This is a genomic window from Streptomyces sp. WAC 06738 (assembly GCF_003945505.1).
GTDB lineage: Bacteria > Actinomycetota > Actinomycetes > Streptomycetales > Streptomycetaceae > Streptomyces.
In genome coordinates, this window is record NZ_CP029618.1 from 3738179 (window position 1) to 3754861 (window position 16683).

Genomic DNA, 16683 nt, shown 5'->3' on the forward strand with positions numbered 1-16683 from the left:
TTCACCCGGCGTCCGGGCGGGTCGTAGCGTCGGGCGGGCCGGGCGCCGCGGTGGCGGGCCGGGGAGGGGAGTCGTCATGGCCGTGATTGCGCATTTCAGTGACGTTCACATCGACGACGAGCGCAGTGTCCTGCGGGCCCGTGCCGTCGTCGAGTATCTGGAGGATCTGCCCTGCGACCTCGACCTCGTCCTCGTCACCGGGGACATCGCCGACCACGGCGCCCCCGCCGAGTACGCGACCGCCCGCGAACTGCTCGCCTCGCGGCATCCCGTGCTGGTCTGTCCCGGCAACCACGACGACCGGGCCGCCTTCCGCAGCGGGCTGCTCGGGGAGGCGGCGGCCTCGGGCCCCGTCGACCAGGTATATCGCGGGGACGGGTTCACGGTGCTCGCGTGTGACTCGTCGGTGCCCGGGAAGCCCGAGGGGTGGCTCGGGGACGAGACGCTGGCGTGGCTGGAGGGGGAGTTGGGGCGGGTGCCGGAGGGGGAGCCGGTGCTGGTCGCGTTCCACCATCCGCCGGTCGAGCTCCATGTGCCGTACGTGGACGAGATCCGGCAGTTCGACGAAGCACGCCTCGCCGAGCTGGCCGGGCGCCACGCGCAGGTGGCCGCCTTCCTCGCCGGGCACGCGCACACCGCCGCCGCCACCACCTTCGCCGGCCGCCCGCTGCTCGTCGCGCCCGGTGTGGTCAACACCGTCCGGCTGCCCTGGGAGCGGCAGGCGGACGCCGCGCACCACGTCCATCTCGACCAGCCGCCGGCCCTGGCGTTCCACGTCCTGGAGGCGGACGGCAGGCTGACCACCCACTTCCGTCCGGTGTCAACCGGAGGTTGACGACGCGCGGGTGTCAACCTACGGTTGTCAGCATGACGGAACCCGACCGCTCCACGCATCCCGTACGCCTCGACGACCTCATCGAGGCCATCAAGAAGGTCCACCCCGACGTCCTCGACCAGCTCACCGGAGCCGTCGTCGCCGCCGACCACCTCGGCGACGTCGCGGACCACCTCATCGGCCACTTCGTGGACCAGGCGCGGCGCTCCGGCGCGTCCTGGACCGACATCGGCAAGAGCATGGGCGTCACCCGGCAGGCCGCCCAGAAGCGGTTCGTGACCAAGGGCTCGGACGAGGGCCTCACGCTCGACCCGAGCGAGGGCTTCGCCCGGTTCACCCCCCGCGCCAAGAGCGTGGTGATGGCGTCCCAGGGCGAGGCCCGTGCCGCGGGCAACACCGAGATCGGCCCGGCCCACCTCGTCCTCGGGCTGCTCGCCGAGCCCGACGCCGTCGGCGGGGCGGCGATCAAGGCGCAGGGCATCCTCCTCGACACCGTGCGCCAGGAGGCCGCCGCGGTGCTGCCGCCGGCCGCGGAGGGCGCGGTGCCGGAGCTGATCCCGTACAACGCGGAGGGGAAGAAGGCGCTGGAGCTGACCTTCCGCGAGGCGCTGCGGCTCGGCCACAACTACATCGGTACGGAGCACATCCTGCTGGCGCTGCTGGAGCAGGAGAACGGCGACGGCGTGCTCTCCAGGCTCGGCGTCGACCGCGCGGCGGCGGAGGCCCACATCGCCGCGACGCTGGCCCCCTACCAGCAGGGCGGGGGCGCATAGCCCGTCACCGTGCGGGTGCCTGCCGGGGCCCGGCGTCGTCCTGTACGGGCCGCGCCCCGGCCCGTACGCCCCCGGCGGCACCCGTACGCGCGGCACCCCGGGCAGCCCGCACCTCCCCCACGCGCTCCGCCACCCACAGCACCACCGTCCCCGCCGCCAGCACCGCGCCCAGCGCCGACACCGCCTGCCAGCCGCCCCGTGCCCAGACCACCGACGTGAGCGCCGAGCCGACCGCCCCGCCCGCGAAGAAGCTGGTCATGAAGGCGGAGTTGATGCGGTTGCGGGCGTCCGGGCGGATCGCGTACACGACCGCCTGGTTGCTGTTGAGCACCGCCTGCTGCGCGACGTTGAGGCCGACGATCCCCACGACGAGCCACGGCAGCGACTCGCCCGCCACCCCCAGCAGCACCCACGAGCCGGTCAGCACCAGCACGCCCGCGCCCGTCACCGCCTGGACGTGGCCGCGGTCGTTGAGCCGTCCCGCGAACGTCATCGTCACCACGCCCACCGCCCCGACCAGGCCGAACAGCCCGATCGCCGACTCCGACCAGCCGTACGGCGGCCGCGCCAGCAGGAACGTCAGCGCCGTCAACTGCACGCTGTACGAGGCCAGCGACAGCGCCCCGAGCGCCGACCGCCGCCGCAGCACCGGCTCCTCGCGCAGCAGCGCGACCGTGGAGCGCAGCAGGGCGGGATACGACATGCGCGCCATCCCCGCGCCCGCCGCCGGCAGCCGCGGCAGGTGGCGGTGGAGGAGGACGGCCATGCCGGCCATGAGCAGGGCGTTGACCCAGTAGATCGTGCGCCAGCCACCGAGTTCCGACAGCGCCCCCGAGGCGGTACGGGCCAGCAGCCCGCCGAGCAGGATGCCGGACATCACGACGCCCACCACCCGCCCCCGCTCCTCCGGCGCCGCGAGCCCCGCCGCGTACGGGACGACGACCTGCGCGCCGACGGACGCCAGCGCGGTGAGGACCGTACCGGCGAGCAGCACGGGGCCGTTGGGCGCGGCGGCGGTGAGCGCGAGGAACGCGGCGGTGGCGACGAAGAGCCCGACGGACAGCCGCCGCCGGTCGGTCACGTCGCCGAGGGGGACGAGGAGGATGAGGCCCAGCGCGTACCCGGTCTGCGCGGCGGTGACGACGAGCGCGGCCAGCGTGCTGCCGACGTGCAGGTCGCGGCCGATGAGGTCGAGGAGGGGCTGGGCGAAGTAGTTGCCCGCCACGGACAGGCCGGTGGCGGTCGCCATGAGCAGCAGCATGCCGCGGCCGAGGGTGCCGGGCTCCTCGCGCGGTGATCGCGGTGATCGCGTTGATCGCGTTGATGCCGGGTCCGTTGTCATGACCCCAGACTCCGCCCGCCCCCAAGGATGAGTCCAACACATAGTTGTCATCTGATCCATCTCGTATCACGATGGATCGCATGGAGCTGCAGCAACTGCGCTACGTCGTCGCCGTCGCGGACACCGGCGGGTTCACCCGCGCCGCCGAGCGCTGCCATGTCGTCCAGTCGGCGCTGAGCCACCAGATCGGCAAGCTCGAACGGGAGCTGGGCGCCCGGCTGTTCGACCGGACGAGCCGGCAGGTGCGCCCGACCCGCGCCGGCGAGGCGTTCCTGCCCGCCGCCCGCGCGACCCTCGCGGCCGCTGAGCGGGCCCGCGCCGAGGTGGCGGCGGCGACGGGGGAGGTGCGCGGGCGGCTGGCCATCGGGTCGATCCCGACGGTGGCGGCGGTGAACCTGCCGACGGCGCTGAAGGAGTTCCACGACACGTACCCGCAGGTGCGGATCAGCCTGGCGGTGGGCGCGAGCGAGCACCTGGTGCGGGCGGTCGCGGAGGGCACGTACGACCTGGCGCTGCTCGGCGTCCCGGCGGGCTTCCGGGCGGACAAGGTCCGCGAGCGGATCCTCGTACGGGACCGGCACCTGGCCGTCCTGCCGCCGGACCACCCGCTGGCGGGCACGGACGAGACGGATCTGGCGCGGCTGGCGGAGGAGACGTTCGTCGACTTCGCGGCGGGCACGGCGGCGCGGGCGCAGTCGGAGGAGGCGTTCGCGGCGGCGGGGCTGCGGCGGACGGTGGGCTTCGAGGTGTCGTCGATGGACTTCATGGCGGATCTCGTACGGGCCGGGCTGGGGGTCGCCCTCCTCCCCAGCACCTTCGCCCCCCGCCTGCCGGGCCTGGCCACCGTACGGATCGCGGACGGCCCGTCCCGGGAGGAACGCCTCATCTGGCCCCGCACCCGCCCGTCCCCGGCCGCGGCGGCGTTCCTCCACAGCCTGGGGGTAACGCCGGACGGCGACGAGGACGACGACGAGGGCGACGACGAGCACGCCCCGCCCGCCTGAGCGCGCACGGAAACGGACCCGGGCCTGGCCGGCCCGGGTCCGCGTACCCCCGATTCCCCGTGGTCGTGGCGGTGCGGCTCAGTCGGCCGCGTAGACGAACTCGCGGTCCTCCACCGGCTCGGGCTCCGGCTCCGGGCGGCGCGAGCCGCGCAGCCCCGTGAGCGCGATGACCAGGCCCAGCAGCGCCATGGCCGCGACCACGTACAGCGCCGGGTCGAAGCCGTTCAGCAGCGCCCGCGAGCCGGTCGCGCCCTCCGCGTTGGCGGTGAGCACGGCGGTCACGATCGCCAGCCCGATCGCCCCGCCCACCTGGAGCGAGGTGTTCAGCAGCCCGCCGGCGAGACCCTGCTCGTCGTCCGGGATGCCCGCGGTGGCCTGGATGTTGAACGACGCGAACGCCAGCATGAAGCCGAGGCCCAGCAGCACCATGCTCGGCAGGGTGCCGACGAGGTACGGCGCGTCCCGGTCGATGGCGAGGAAGAGCACGTACGCCAGCAGGTGCGCCACCACACCGCCCGCGATGGTGCGCGTGGTGCCGACCCGGTCGATGAGCGAGTCCATCCGCGGTGAGCCGAACGCGACGATCAGCGCGGCCGGCAGGAAGCCGAGCGCCGTCTCCAGCGCCGACCAGCCGAGCACGGACTGCAGGTACTGCATGACCAGGAACTGGAAGCCCAGGTACCCGCCGAAGAACACGGCGGCGCCGAGGTTCGCCCGGGCCAGCGGTCCCGAGCGCAGGATGCCGAGCCGGATCAGCGGGTGGCTGCTGCGGCGCTCGATGGCGAGGAAGCCGGCCAGCAGCACCGCGGCCACGGCGAACTGCAGCAGCGTGCGGGTCGCGCCCCAGCCCACCTCGGGCGCCTCGACGACGGTGTAGACGAGCAGCAGCATCGCGCCGACGCCGGTCACCGCGCCGGGGATGTCGTAGCCGCCGGTACGTTCCGGACGGCCCTCCTTCGGCAGCACGCGGAAGGCGGCCACGAGCGCGATCAGGGCGATGGGGAAGGGCAGGAAGAAGGTCCAGCGCCAGCCGACCTCGGTCAGCAGGCCGGAGAAGACGAGCCCCGCGCTGTAGCCGCTGGCGCCGAAGACGGCGAAGATCCCGAGCGCCTTGTTGCGGGCGGGACCCTCGGCGAAGGTCGTGGTGATGATCGAGAGCGCGGCGGGCGCGGTGAACGCCGCGGAGACGCCCTTCAGCAGCCGGGTCGCGATCAGCAGCCCGCCGTCGTCGACCAGCCCGCCGAGGAGCGAGGTGACGGCGAACACCGCGACGGCGACGAGGAACACCCGGCGCCGGCCGAGGAGGTCGGCGGTGCGGCCGCCGAGGAGGAGCAGACCGCCGTAGGTGAGGACGTACCCGCTGACGACCCATTGGAGGGTGCTCGTGGACAGCCCGAGGTCGGCCTGGATGGAGGGGAGGGCGACCCCCACCATCGACACGTCGAGAGCGTCGAGGCCGACCACGAGGGAGACGGTCAGCAGGATGCCCCAGAGGCGGGCGTCCCACTTCGTCGAGGTGGTGGACAGATGTGCGGAAGAGCTCATGACGGATCACAGTACATGCAGAGACATCTAATGCCAACGCATTTAATGAAGTCGCATTAGGTTCACGCGCATGTTACCTTGGGGTCTGTGAGCGTGAGCGACGTCGGCGCCGAGCGCGCCCTGGTGGACCGCTGGCACGGCCTCCTGGCCTGTCACGCGGCGGTGTGGGGTGCGCTGGAGCGCGAGCTGCAGAGCAGGCACGGCATCGGCGTCAGCGAGTTCGAGGCCCTGGAGGGCCTGGCGGCGAGCGACCACGACAAGTGCCGCGCGGCCGAGCTGGCCGGCACGGTGCACCTGAGCCAGAGCGCGACGTCGCGGCTGACGGCCCGGCTGGAGCGCGCGGGTCTGGTGACGCGGGCGATGTGCGACGTCGACAGGCGCGGCATCTTCGTCCTGCTCACGGAGGAGGGCCGGCGGCTGTACGAGGACGCCAGGCCCACGCACCGCGAGGTGCTCGCCCAGGCGCTGCCCGCGGCGGAGCAGCCGGCACGCCGGTAACGGCCCTCTCCCCGGGGGCGGTTCGCGCCCCGCCGGTCGCTTCGTATACGCGTCAGAGGTCGAGGGCTCCGTTACGGGCCGCCTGAAGCCCCGCCTGGAAGCGGGTACGGGCCCCGAGCCGCAGCATCAGCGCGCTGACCCGGCGGTTGAGGGTACGGGCGCTCACCCCCAGCCGCCGCGCCACCGCCTCGTCCTTCAGCCCCGCGGCGAGCAGCGTCAGCAGTTGCCGGTCGGACTCGGCGTCGCCGGACCGCTCGTTCGGGGCCGCACCGGCCGCCGTCCCCGGTCCGGCGGGCACGGGCACCGCCGCCGCCCACAGCAGCTCGAAGAGCTGCACCAGCGCGTCCAGCAGGGCCCCTTCGTGGATCACGAACGCGCTGTCGACCATCTCGTGGGCCTCGCGGCTGAACGGCAGGATGGCCGTCGAGGCGTCGGCGACGGCGAGCTTCAGCGGCACGTCCGTGTGCACCCGGGCCTGCTCCCCGGCCGCGACGACCGCCTCGAAGACGTCGAACGCGCCGGGCACCTCCAGCGCCTCCGGCGCGTACAGCCCGCGCACCCGCGCCCCGCGCGCCAGTATCTCCAGCTCCGCCCGGTTCGGCTCGGCGGGCTCCTGCGCGTACGGCGGCCGGTCCAGGACCAGCAACTCGCGCCGCACCGACCGCTGCAGCCGGTCGAAGCGCGCCGCGACGGAGCCGCGGCCGAAGAGGATCTCCACCTGGTCCTCGGGGCGGTGCCTGCGGTCGACCGGCAGGTCGGCGAGGAGCGCGGTGGCCGCAGTCCTGGCCACGGCGACCTGGTCCTGCCAGCGGACCGTGAGCTGGTCGACGGCCGCGTCCGGACGCGTCGCGACCAGCCGGACCGGGGCGCCGGGCAGGAGCGTGACCAGGCCCAGCTCCGCGAGCCGCTCGACCGCCGGCGCGGTCTCGGCCTCCGTACGCCCGGCCGCCGCCGCCAGCCGCGCGGTGTCGAGCGGCGGATGGCGGAGCAGCAGGCGGTACAGGGCCTCGTCGGACGCGAGGACGCCGAACGGCTCGAACATGACGTGGACCCCCCGGGCGCGTATCGGATATGTCCCGCCTGATGGGGGCAGCGCGAGCGGCGCATGGGCGCCATGGCGTCCGTTCGCCAGCCGATCGACGTGGACATCCAGACGATCACGGTACTTCCTGGTGAGGACAACGTCATCGAGGAGGAGATCCGGGTGAGACCCCTTCACCGCGCGATTACCACCGTGACGGTCGGCGCAGCGCTCGTCGCGAGCCTGTTCACGGCCGCCGCTCCCGCCCACGCCGCCGCGCACCCCAAGCACTGGAACGCACCCGGGTGCGACCGGGTCGTCAGCGACGGCTCGCTCTCCCACACCCGGGACGGGGGCGCCACCTTCGCCCCGACCACCACCGCCGAGCGGCCGCCGTACTACCAGTTGGTCACCGGCCTGGAGACCCTCTCCACCCCCGACCGGCTGCTGGCCACCGACATCAACGGCCGGGTCACCCGGTCGACCGACGCCGGCTGCGCCTGGCGCACCATCGCCGAGCTCGGGGCGGGCCACTGGTTCGTCGCCCCGGGGCGCAACGGCAGCGCCTACGTGTGGGAGCTGCGCGGCGACCGCGTCTACCGGGTCGACGGCGACGAGTTGGTCAGGATGCCGGCGTTCGACGGCGAGAAGCTGGGCGGGCTCTACGGGCTCACCGCCAACCCGCGCCGCGCCGGCCACCTGCGGGCCGTCACGGACGGCGGACGCGTGCTGGAGTCCACCGACCACGGGCGCAGCTTCCGCCCCATCGGCACGCCCGTCCCGCTGGCCGGGGTCGGCCCGCACACCATGTTCTACGACGCGAAGGTCTCCAGCGCCGACTTCGACCGCATCGTCGTCGGCGTGAGCGACGCCGGCGGCTTCACCAGCGACGACGCCGGCCGCACCTGGCGCCGCGCCCGGCTCGGCGCCGCGGGCGACAAGGTCAACGGCTTCTCCCTGGCGATCTCGCCCGTCGACCCGCGGGTGGTCTACGCGAAGGCGCTGAACGTCACCGAGCTGGAGGCCGGCGAGAGCGGCCGGCACCTCTACCGCTCGACCGACGGCGGCCGCACCTTCAGGCCCGTGGTCGACCAGTTCCAGGACGGCGAGGACGTGGTGATCTACAACGGCGGCTGGATGCGCCCGGATCCGGCCGACGCCGACGTCGTCTACTTCGAGTACGGCGACCCGTGGAGCGGGACCAACCTCTACCGCCACGACGCGGACGACGACGAGCTGACGATCCGGCACTCCGGCCACCACGGCATCGGCGCGCTCGCCGTCAGCCCGGCGGACCCGGACGTGCTGTACGCCGGCCTGACCTCGGTGCCCAGCGGCGCACCGGTGACGGGGAACGGCGCGTAGCGGCGCCGGGGGACGGACCGGGGGCGGTGCCCTGACTCACCGCCCCCGGTCCGTACCGCGCCCTACGCCCGTCGGCGCCCCCGGCCGCGCAACAGCAGCGGCGCGACGACCAGATACGGCAGCGCGCACACCGCGAACGCCGCCCCGTGCCCGAGCCCGGCGGCCGAGCCGAGCAGGCCGTACGCGCCGTAGACCGCGATCGTCCCCAGGTCCGTGCCGACGCCGGCCAGCGAGGTCAGGGTGGCCCGCGCAGGACCGGTGATCCGCTCCTGCAACCGGGCCTCCGCGAGCACGGTCGCCACCTGGAACCCGCCGAACGCGACCCCCACCAGCGCGATCCCCACCGCCGTCCCCAGCAGCCCGCCCGCGGCGAGCGCAACCGCGGACCCGGCGAGCAGCGCGGCCAGCACCCCGGCCGGCGTCCCGGCGGCCCGGCCGCGCTCCTCGACCCGCCCGGCGAGCAGCCCGCCGGCGGCGGCACCGGCCCAGATCAGCATCAGGTACAGCGGGACGGCGGGGTCGGCGACGCCGGCCTCGCGGACGAGGTAGGGGGTGTACTCGTCGAGGGAGCCCCAGACGGCGACGACGGCGGGAACGAGGAGGAGGGCGCCGCGGACGGACGGCTGGGCGCGGAGTTCGGCGAACCCGGCACGGAGGGTGCCGACCCAGCCGGGTTCGGGGTCGTCGGAGTCGTCGGGTCCGGGACCGGTGCCGGCGTCGGCGTCGGCCCGTACCGTCTCAGCGTCGGCGGCAGCCGCCCGGTGCTCCGGGAACCGCGTCGCCACCGCCGCCCCCAGCAGGCAGGACGCCACGCTCGCCGCCCCCACCGCCGCGTACCCGCCGGCCGCGAAGACCGGGGCCGCCGCCGCCATCGACGCCATCACGCCCACCGTGCCCGCCGCGCGGCCCCGCCCCAGCGTGCGCGCGTACGTCTCCGCCGCACCCGCCCGGACCGACTCCTCGTAGAGCAGCGCCTCCAGCGCCCCCGACGCGAACGCGCCCTTCGCTCCCCACAGCACGAAGCCCGCCGCGAACGCCCAGTACGACGGCGCCAGGATCCACAGCGCGAACCCCGCGCCGGACAGCAGCGGCCCCGCGCACAGCAGCAGGCGGCGGGAGAACGCGTCGGCCCAGGCCCCGGAGGGGACTTCGAGCAGGAGGGACGTCAGCGACCAGATGACGAAGAGGGAGGAGACCTGCCACAGCGACAGCCCGTGGTCGGCGAAGAGCAGCGCGTACACGGGGTAGAGCAGGACGAAGTCGTCCAGGAACGAGTACGCGTAGAAGCAGGCCGCCAGTCGCCGCTCGGGGCGGGCGGTTCGTTCGAATCAATGTCGCCAGGTCATGCCCGCAACCCTACCCGTCCGCCAGCACCTCGTCGATGACGAACTTCGAACTGGCGACCATGAACGGGTTGGTGTGCCGGTAGTACGGCAACTGGATCAGCGAGATCGACAGCGCCCAGCCGCGCCCCCGCGCCCACGCCGCGTCGTCGTCCCCGCCCGTGACCGCGGCGCGGAACGCCTCGCGCGCGGGGCCGGTGAAGAGGTTCCAGGCGGCGATGAGGTCGACGGCAGGTTCGCCGAGGCCCATGCAGCCGAAGTCGATGACGCCGCCGAGGCGTCCGTCGTCGGTGAGCAGGAGGTTCCCGGGGGACAGGTCGGCGTGGAGCCACACCGGCGGCCCGGCGTGCGCGGGCGCGCGCAGGGCGGCCTCCCAGGCGGCGGTCACGGCGGGCACGTCCACGCCGTCCCCGGGTTCGAGCTGCGCGAGGGCGGCGCGGGTCTCCGCGTCGCGGTCGGCCAGGGTCTCGCTGCGGTACGAGGGCGGGCCGCCGGCCGGGTCCGCGGCGCGCATGGCGTTGACGAAGCCGGCGAGCTGGCCGGCGAGCGGCCCGGGGGCGGCGATGCCCGCGTCGGGCGGCAGGATCGTCCCGGGCAGCCAGCGGCAGACGCTCCACTGCCAGGGGTACCCGGCCCCGGGCTCGCCCACGGCGACGGGCTCCGGCACGGGTACGGGCAGGCCGGCGGCGAGCCGGGGCAGATGGGAGAACTCCAGGCCCACGTCCTTGGCCCCGGCGGCGGTCAGGGGCATCCGCACGCTCAGCTCGTCGCCGAGCCGGAAGACGGCGTTGACGGTGCCGCCGGAGGCGACCCGCTCGACGGGCAGCGCGGCCCACCGCGGGAACTGGGCGGCGATCAGGCGCCGTACGAGGGCGGCGTCCATCTCCGCCTCGCCGGCGTGCATCCGGACAGCAGACATGGGCGGGACCCTACGCCGGTCACGCCCCGGTCCCCCACCGATATATTCGGCGGTGATGCGTACCGTCAACCCCGAGCAGCACGCGCGCAAGCGGGCCCGCATCCTGGCCGCGGCGGCGGAGGAGTTCGCGGCGAACGGGGTGGACGGGACGTCGACGGCGCGCATCTGCCGCCGGGCGGGCATCGGCTCGGGGACGCTCTTCCACTACTTCCCCACCAAGAAGGCGATCTTCCACGCCCTCTTCGCCGACGACCTGGCGCGTACCGCGGAGATCCGCGACCGCGCGCTGGCGATGGCCGATCCCGAGGAGGGCTTCGCCCTCCTCTTCGACCGCCTCACCGCGGACCTCGACGACCCGCAGGCCCCGGGCCTGATCGCGGCGGCGCTGGTCCAGGCGAGCCGCGACGAGAAGTTCGCCCTGCTCCTGGGAGACGACGAGACCCGGACGCTGGCGGCCCTGACGACGCTCCTGGAGCGCCTGGCGACGAACGGCCGCACGGCTCCCTTCCCGCCTGCCCGGGCGGCGCGCTGGCTCGTGACGGTGATCGACGCGGCCTATCTGGCGGCGACGAACGACGACTACGACCCGGCGGCCCACGCCGCGGAACTCCGCCGGGTGGCCACCTGGCTCACCGCCACCCCCCTGCCGCCCGCGCCCCCGTCGCCGTCCCCGGAGCCGTAGAACCGCCTCACTCGGCCTTCCGGAAGAGCTCCGACATCCTGTCCCCCGCCTCGTGCCCGAGCAGCCCCGACTCGTCCGCCCCGATCAGGCCGATCCGCTCGGCCAGCTCCCGGCCGTGCACGTCGACGGCGGCCTCGACGAGCGCGGCGAGCGCGCCCAGCGCGTCGCGGGCCCGGGCACGGGCGACCACCGCGCAGCCGGCGGCGGCCAGCGCGGCCGGCCACCACCAGCAGGCGAGGAGGGCGTAGCCCACGGCCCAGGCGGCGAGGCGGGCGGCGGCGCCGAAGGAGTCGTGCGCCGACTGGATCTGGCGTACGGCGGGTTCGGGGAGGACCAGCCACAGGCGGGGCCAGAGGGTGGCGAGGTCCACGCCGTACGCGGACTCCAGCCGATCCGCCGCCGCCTGCATCCGGTCGCCGTACCAGGTGGGGCGGGTGGGTGTGCGCAGCGCGATGCGGTCGCGGGCCCCGGTGAGATCCTCGATACGCGCCTGGACGTCCGGCGGGACCAGCACCGCGCCGTGCGGTCCGGTGCCGCGCAGGGGGATCTCGGCGACGGCCGCTTCGAGTTGCGCGTGCAGGCGCGTCCATCTGCGGGCGCGGCGGGCGGTCAGGGCGCGGGAGAGCCGGTCCCGGCCGGGGCGCAGCCAGTACCGCTCGATCGCGCCGCCGAGGAACTGCACGGCGAGCGAGGCCGCGGCCGCGGTGAGCAGGAGGAGGGCCACCACGAGGGCGGCGGTGCCGGTGCGGTCGAGGGCGGGGCGGGCGGCGAGGTCGTCCAGGGTGGTGCGCAGCCGGTCGGCGTCGTGCCAGTGACGCTGCCCCAGGGTGGTGCCGACGGCCGTGGCGGCGAGGAAGAGGGCACCGGGGAGGACCAGCAGGTTCAGCCAGCGCTCGGTGAGTTTGCCGCCCAGGGTGGCGAGGAGCGGGTTCATGCGGGCGGGGTCACTGCGCGGTCCCGAGCCGGCCCTTGTGCATCCGGGTGTCGTTGACGGCGCAGTGCGGGGCGGGGAACAGGTCGCGTGCCCTCTCGACGCGGGTGCACCGGGCCGGGCCCGGACAGACCGCCACCTTGATGTGGGCCGCGACGCCGGGGACTTCGCCGCCCCGGGACCCGGCGGCCAGGCCGCGGGCGTCCCCGCTCTGCCGCAGCAGCATGTCCAGCGTGCGCAGGCAGGCGGCGAGTTCACCGGTGTCCGCGCCCGCCCGCAGCAGGTCCCGGGCCCGCTCGGCCGCCTCCCGCACCCCGGGGTACTCCAGGTCCTCCGGCGAGCCGAGCAGCGTGCACAGCGCCGCCGCCGTTCTGCCGTCGGAGGGAGAGAAGTCCGGAGAGGCGACCACAGTCGGAGTATGCCGCAGATCGGGCAGAATTGCGGGCGAGTTGACGTACCGTCAGGGACGGCGAGGGGGTGCGCAGGTGTGAGGTACGACCGCGACGTGTTCCTCCGGGCGCTGGGAGCGCGCCTCGACCGGGCCGGGACGGCGTACGGGGGTGTCGACAGGTCCGTCGTCTTCGGCCGCGACGCGGACGCCGAACTGCGGGGGCTGCTGCGGACCGCCGACGCGCGGACCGACATGGAGGCCCGGCACGCGGCCGGCTGGCTCTGCGCCGCCCGCGCCATGGCCGACCCGGAGGCCGGGGGCAGGGTGCACGGGTCCATGGCCGGGACACTCCTCTTTCCGGTGTGGGTCGCCGACCCGCAGTCGGTACCTCCGGAGCTGGCGGCGGGCTACGCGTCCGCGGGCCCCTCCTCCCGCCCCGATCCCACCGCCGCGGACGGTCCGAACGAGTGGGCGGCCCAGTGCGCCGCGGTCGGGCTCGCCGCACGGGGGCAGCACCACGACCCGCCGGCGGACGCGCCGGAAGACCTCCGCCGGCTGCATGAGCTGGCCGCGGCGATGGTCGCCATGACCGCCTCGCGCGAGGCCCTGCTCGCCACCGGGATCGGGTGCGGCAGCCTCGCCGTCCTCGCGACGCCGGAGCACGACCTCCGGTTCGCGGACCGGCTCGGGGACGTGTCCGGCGTCGTGGCCCACGCCGGAATCGCCTGGCCGTTCGGGGACCTGGCGGACGCGGATCCGGTCCGCTTCACCCACCGCGCCGTCAAGGCCCTGCCGGCGGACTCCCCCGAGCGGCTCCTCACCCTGATCGGCCTCAGTCGCCAGCTCCTGTACCGCCACCAGGACTCGTACGACGCCGACGACCTGCACGCGGCGGTCGGCATCGCGCGTGACGTACGGGCCCAACTGCCGCCCGGTAGCCCGCATCTGGCCGTCTGTCTCCACACTCTGGCGAACGGGCTGCTGACACTGCGACAGATGGAGGGTGCGACGCCCGAGGAGCTCGACGAGTTGGTGGATCTGTGTCGCCTTGCCGTCAGGGGCCATCCGCAAGGGCCCGCGGTGGCGGGCCACGACCTGGGCATGGCGCTCATGCACAGGCGCGAGCACGCCGGACGGGCGGAGGATCTGCACGAGGCGATCGCCGTGTTCACCCAGGCGCTCCCCAAGGCGGAGAGTCCCGGGCAGACCGCTGCCCTGCGCAACGCACTCGGCAACGCCCTGCGCGCCCGTCACGTGGCGACCGGCGACCCGGCCGACCTGGACGAGGCGCTCAGGCTCACCGCTCCCTCAGCCGGCTCCGCGGAAGCGGCGCCCGAGCAGCAACTGCCGCTCATCGCTCCCGCACTGGCCCTTTACAACAACTACAAACGTGCGCCGGAGACGAACGGGGCGGACCTGGACGAGGCGCTGCGGCAGCTACGGCACGCCGAGACCGTCATGCCGCAGAACCACCCGGACCGTCCCGCAGCGCTCAACAGCCTCGGCCTGGTGCTGATGGCTTGTCATCAACGCTCGGGAAACCCGGAGGAGTTGAACGAGGCCGTACGGGTCCATCGCGAGACGGTGGCGCTCACTCCCGACGCCCACGCGGTGCTCGGGCTGCGGCTGCTCAACCTCGCCGCGGCGCTGAGCCTGCGGCACCGGCTGGCCGAGGACGGCGACGATCTGCGGGAGGCGCAGGAATGCCGGCGCCGGGCCGCCGCGCTGCCCGGCATCGGGCCCGCGCACCATGCGGCGCGGCTCAGCTCGACCGCTCTCGGCGTCATGGCCGGCTCCGAGCGCGCCGCCGAGCCCCTGGCCCGGCTCGACGAAGCCGTCGGGCTCTTCAGAGAAGCACTCGCCCTCACCCCGGAAGGCGACCCGGCGCTGTCCCGGCGGCGCCACAATCTCGCCGTCGCCCTGCTGAGCCGCTTCCCGCACACGCAGCGTTCCGAGGACGCCCACGAGGCGCGCGAACTGGCCGACGCGGTGGTCGCGATGCTGCCCGCGACCTCCCCGGAACTGCCGGGCGCCCTCACCGTGGCCGCGAGCGCGCGGCAGGTGAGCCCCCGTGCCGTGCTCTCGTCCGCGGCCCGGGACGAGGTGGTCGCGCTGTTCCGCCGGGCCGCCGAGGCCGCCCCGCCCGGTCACCCCACGCGCACGATGCGCCTGATGAACCTCGGCAACGCGCTGCGCGGCCCGCTCCTCGGCCGCCGGCGCCGCCCGGCCGACCTGGCCGAAGCCGCCGGGCTGTGCCGGGAGGCGGCCCTGGAGCAGCAGTGCCCGCCCGCCGTGCGTCTGGAAGCCGCACAGACCTGGGGCGAGATCCTGGCGGAGCTGGGCGACTGGGAAGGCGCCCTGGACGGGTACGTCGTGGCGGTCGACCTGCTGCCCGCGGTGGCGCCCCGCCATCTCGTCCGCGACGACCAGGAGTTCCTGCTGAGCAGGACCGTCGGTCTCGGCGCCGCTGCCGCCGCCTGCGCGGTCCGCTGCGGCCGGCCGGGGCTGGGCGTCGGTCTCCTGGAACAGGCCAGGGGCGTGATCCTCTCCCACGCCTTCGACGCCGACAGCGACCTGACCCGGCTCAGGGAGGCCGCCCCGGACCTCGCCGACCGCTTCGTGGAACTCCGGGAGGCGCTGGACACGGCGACCGGCGGTCCCGGGCTCCTGGACGAGGGACCGTCCCCTTCCGACGGTGCCCGCACCGACCTGCGGCAGCGGCTGGCCGCCGAGTGGCGGGACCTCGTCGCCCGGATCCGCGCCGAGCACCCCGGACTGGGCCTGCTGCGCCCGGTGCGGGACTGGGACGAGCGCGAACTCCGCGCCACGGCGGCCGCGGGCCCGGTGGTGCTGGTCAACGTCTCCCCGTACGGCAGTGACGCCCTGGTCGTCACCGAGCGCTCCATCGACGCCGTACCGCTCCCCGGCCTCACCCCGCAGACGGCGGCGGCGCGGCTGCGGACCTTCGAGAACGCGCTGGCCCGCATCGACGCCCCCGGAACGTCCCGCAAGCAGGCGCAGCACGCCCAGCGGGACGTACGGGAGACCCTCGCCTGGCTGTGGGAGACCGTCACCGGCCCGGTCCTCGGCCGCCTGCCCGCCGCCACCCGCGTGTGGTGGTCGCCCGGCGGCCTCCTGGGCACCCTGCCGCTGCACGCGGCGGCGCCCGCCGACGCCGGTCCCGGCGCGCTGGACCGGGTGATCTCCTCGTACACGCCGACGCTACGGGCCCTGCACCACGCCCGCCTGCGCACCGCGCGCCCGGCGGGCACCGGGACCCTCGTCGTCAGCGTCGCGCAGGCGGCCGGACATGCCCCGCTCCCCGGTGCGCTCCGCGAGGCCGAACACCTGGCCCGCACGGTGCCCGGGGCGACCCTGCTCGCGGACGCCTCCGCCACGCACTCCGCGGTCGTCTCGGCGCTGCCCCGGCACGCCTACGCCCACTTCGCCTGCCACGCCCTGGGCGACCTGGAACGCGCCTCCGGCAGCAGGCTCGTCCTGCACGACCACGCCGAACGCCCGCTCACCGTCCGCGACCTGGCGCGGCTGCGGCTGCCCTCGGTCCGGCTCGCCTACCTGTCCGCCTGCGCCACCCTGCACACCAGCCCCGAACTCGCCGACGAGGCGGTCCACATCGTCAGCGCCTTCCAGATGGCCGGCTTCCCCCACGTCGTCGGCTCGCTGTGGCACGTCGACGACGTGATCGGGGCGGACGTCGCGCTCAGCGTCTACGAGAGTCTGACCAGGGGCGACGGCACGCTCGACGCCGACCGCACGGCCGAGGCCCTGCACCGCGCCGTATGCGGGCTGCGGGACACCTATCCGCAGACGCCCAGCCTCTGGGCCTGCCAGGTGCACGCGGGCCCCTGAAGCACCGCGGTCCCGGCCCCAAGGGTCAGCGCGACCGTGCCCGGAGGGTCCGGACGCCGAAACGGTAGAGCAGAAGCTCTCCTCAGCGCGCTGACTGCCGTAATCGTGCAATGACCACGTACCCGTGTTGTCACGATCCGCGCCTGTGCTTGCGTACGACTGTA

The 16683-nt window shown here is 74.8% G+C and carries 14 protein-coding genes; 7 read left to right on the plus strand and 7 right to left on the minus strand.

Features of this window, described 5'->3' with window-relative positions; all coding sequences use genetic code 11:
* The first annotated feature begins 76 nt into the window (after window positions 1-76).
* Together DMB38_RS16105 and DMB38_RS16110 are read left to right on the plus strand one after the other, a co-directional pair.
* A complete protein-coding gene (locus tag DMB38_RS16105) occupies window positions 77-835 on the plus strand; it encodes a metallophosphoesterase (protein ID WP_125935778.1) in 759 nt (252 codons plus the stop codon).
* A gap of 32 nt (window positions 836-867) precedes the next feature.
* A complete protein-coding gene (locus DMB38_RS16110) occupies window positions 868-1608 on the plus strand; it encodes a Clp protease N-terminal domain-containing protein (protein ID WP_125935779.1) in 741 nt (246 codons plus the stop codon).
* Window positions 1609-1612: 4 nt separating this feature from the next.
* Here DMB38_RS16110 and DMB38_RS16115 read toward each other — a convergent pair whose 3' ends face one another.
* Complete coding sequence (locus tag DMB38_RS16115) at window positions 1613-2857, minus strand: MFS transporter (RefSeq protein ID WP_240662299.1); 1245 nt, start codon at window positions 2855-2857, stop codon at window positions 1613-1615.
* A gap of 173 nt (window positions 2858-3030) precedes the next feature.
* Here DMB38_RS16115 and DMB38_RS16120 point away from each other — a divergent pair, with 173 nt between their 5' ends.
* The gene (locus DMB38_RS16120; protein WP_125935780.1) at window positions 3031-3954 is read left to right on the plus strand and encodes a LysR family transcriptional regulator; all 924 of its coding nucleotides are present in this window, start codon (window positions 3031-3033) and stop codon (window positions 3952-3954) included.
* Between the two features lie 78 nt (window positions 3955-4032).
* On the opposite strand, the gene DMB38_RS16125 is transcribed toward DMB38_RS16120, so the two are convergent.
* Window positions 4033-5499, minus strand: coding sequence for an MFS transporter (locus tag DMB38_RS16125; RefSeq protein ID WP_125935781.1), 1467 nt, complete (start codon window positions 5497-5499; stop codon window positions 4033-4035).
* Window positions 5500-5592: 93 nt separating this feature from the next.
* On the opposite strand from DMB38_RS16125, the gene DMB38_RS16130 reads away from it, so the two are divergent.
* A complete protein-coding gene (locus tag DMB38_RS16130) occupies window positions 5593-5997 on the plus strand; it encodes a MarR family transcriptional regulator (protein WP_125939074.1) in 405 nt (134 codons plus the stop codon).
* A 52-nt stretch (window positions 5998-6049) separates the two neighbouring features.
* Here DMB38_RS16130 and DMB38_RS16135 read toward each other — a convergent pair whose 3' ends face one another.
* Complete coding sequence (locus DMB38_RS16135; protein ID WP_125935782.1) at window positions 6050-7039, minus strand: helix-turn-helix transcriptional regulator; 990 nt, start codon at window positions 7037-7039, stop codon at window positions 6050-6052.
* 72 nt (window positions 7040-7111) lie between these two features.
* On the opposite strand from DMB38_RS16135, the gene DMB38_RS16140 reads away from it, so the two are divergent.
* Window positions 7112-8383 carry a hypothetical protein gene (locus DMB38_RS16140; RefSeq protein WP_240662301.1) on the plus strand — a complete coding sequence of 424 codons (1272 nt, stop codon included), beginning with the start codon at window positions 7112-7114 and terminating at the stop codon, window positions 8381-8383.
* A gap of 62 nt (window positions 8384-8445) precedes the next feature.
* Here DMB38_RS16140 and DMB38_RS16145 read toward each other — a convergent pair whose 3' ends face one another.
* Together DMB38_RS16145 and DMB38_RS16150 are read right to left on the minus strand one after the other, a co-directional pair.
* Complete coding sequence (locus tag DMB38_RS16145; RefSeq protein ID WP_125935784.1) at window positions 8446-9651, minus strand: MFS transporter; 1206 nt, start codon at window positions 9649-9651, stop codon at window positions 8446-8448.
* Between the two features lie 88 nt (window positions 9652-9739).
* Window positions 9740-10630, minus strand: a complete 891-nt coding sequence (locus tag DMB38_RS16150; RefSeq protein WP_125939075.1) for an aminoglycoside phosphotransferase family protein — start codon at window positions 10628-10630, stop codon at window positions 9740-9742.
* 70 nt (window positions 10631-10700) lie between these two features.
* On the opposite strand from DMB38_RS16150, the gene DMB38_RS16155 reads away from it, so the two are divergent.
* On the plus strand, window positions 10701-11327 hold the full coding sequence (locus tag DMB38_RS16155; protein WP_125935785.1) for a TetR/AcrR family transcriptional regulator: 627 nt from the start codon (window positions 10701-10703) through the stop codon (window positions 11325-11327).
* Between the two features lie 7 nt (window positions 11328-11334).
* On the opposite strand, the gene DMB38_RS16160 is transcribed toward DMB38_RS16155, so the two are convergent.
* Both DMB38_RS16160 and DMB38_RS16165 read right to left on the minus strand, forming a co-directional pair.
* A complete protein-coding gene (locus DMB38_RS16160; RefSeq protein ID WP_125935786.1) occupies window positions 11335-12261 on the minus strand; it encodes a hypothetical protein in 927 nt (308 codons plus the stop codon).
* Window positions 12262-12271: 10 nt separating this feature from the next.
* Window positions 12272-12667: a hypothetical protein gene (locus DMB38_RS16165; protein ID WP_125935787.1), complete on the minus strand. Its 396-nt coding sequence runs from the start codon at window positions 12665-12667 to the stop codon at window positions 12272-12274.
* 78 nt (window positions 12668-12745) lie between these two features.
* Between DMB38_RS16165 and DMB38_RS16170 the strand changes: the two genes are divergently transcribed.
* A complete protein-coding gene (locus DMB38_RS16170) occupies window positions 12746-16519 on the plus strand; it encodes a CHAT domain-containing protein (RefSeq protein WP_125935788.1) in 3774 nt (1257 codons plus the stop codon).
* Window positions 16520-16683 lie beyond the last annotated feature (164 nt).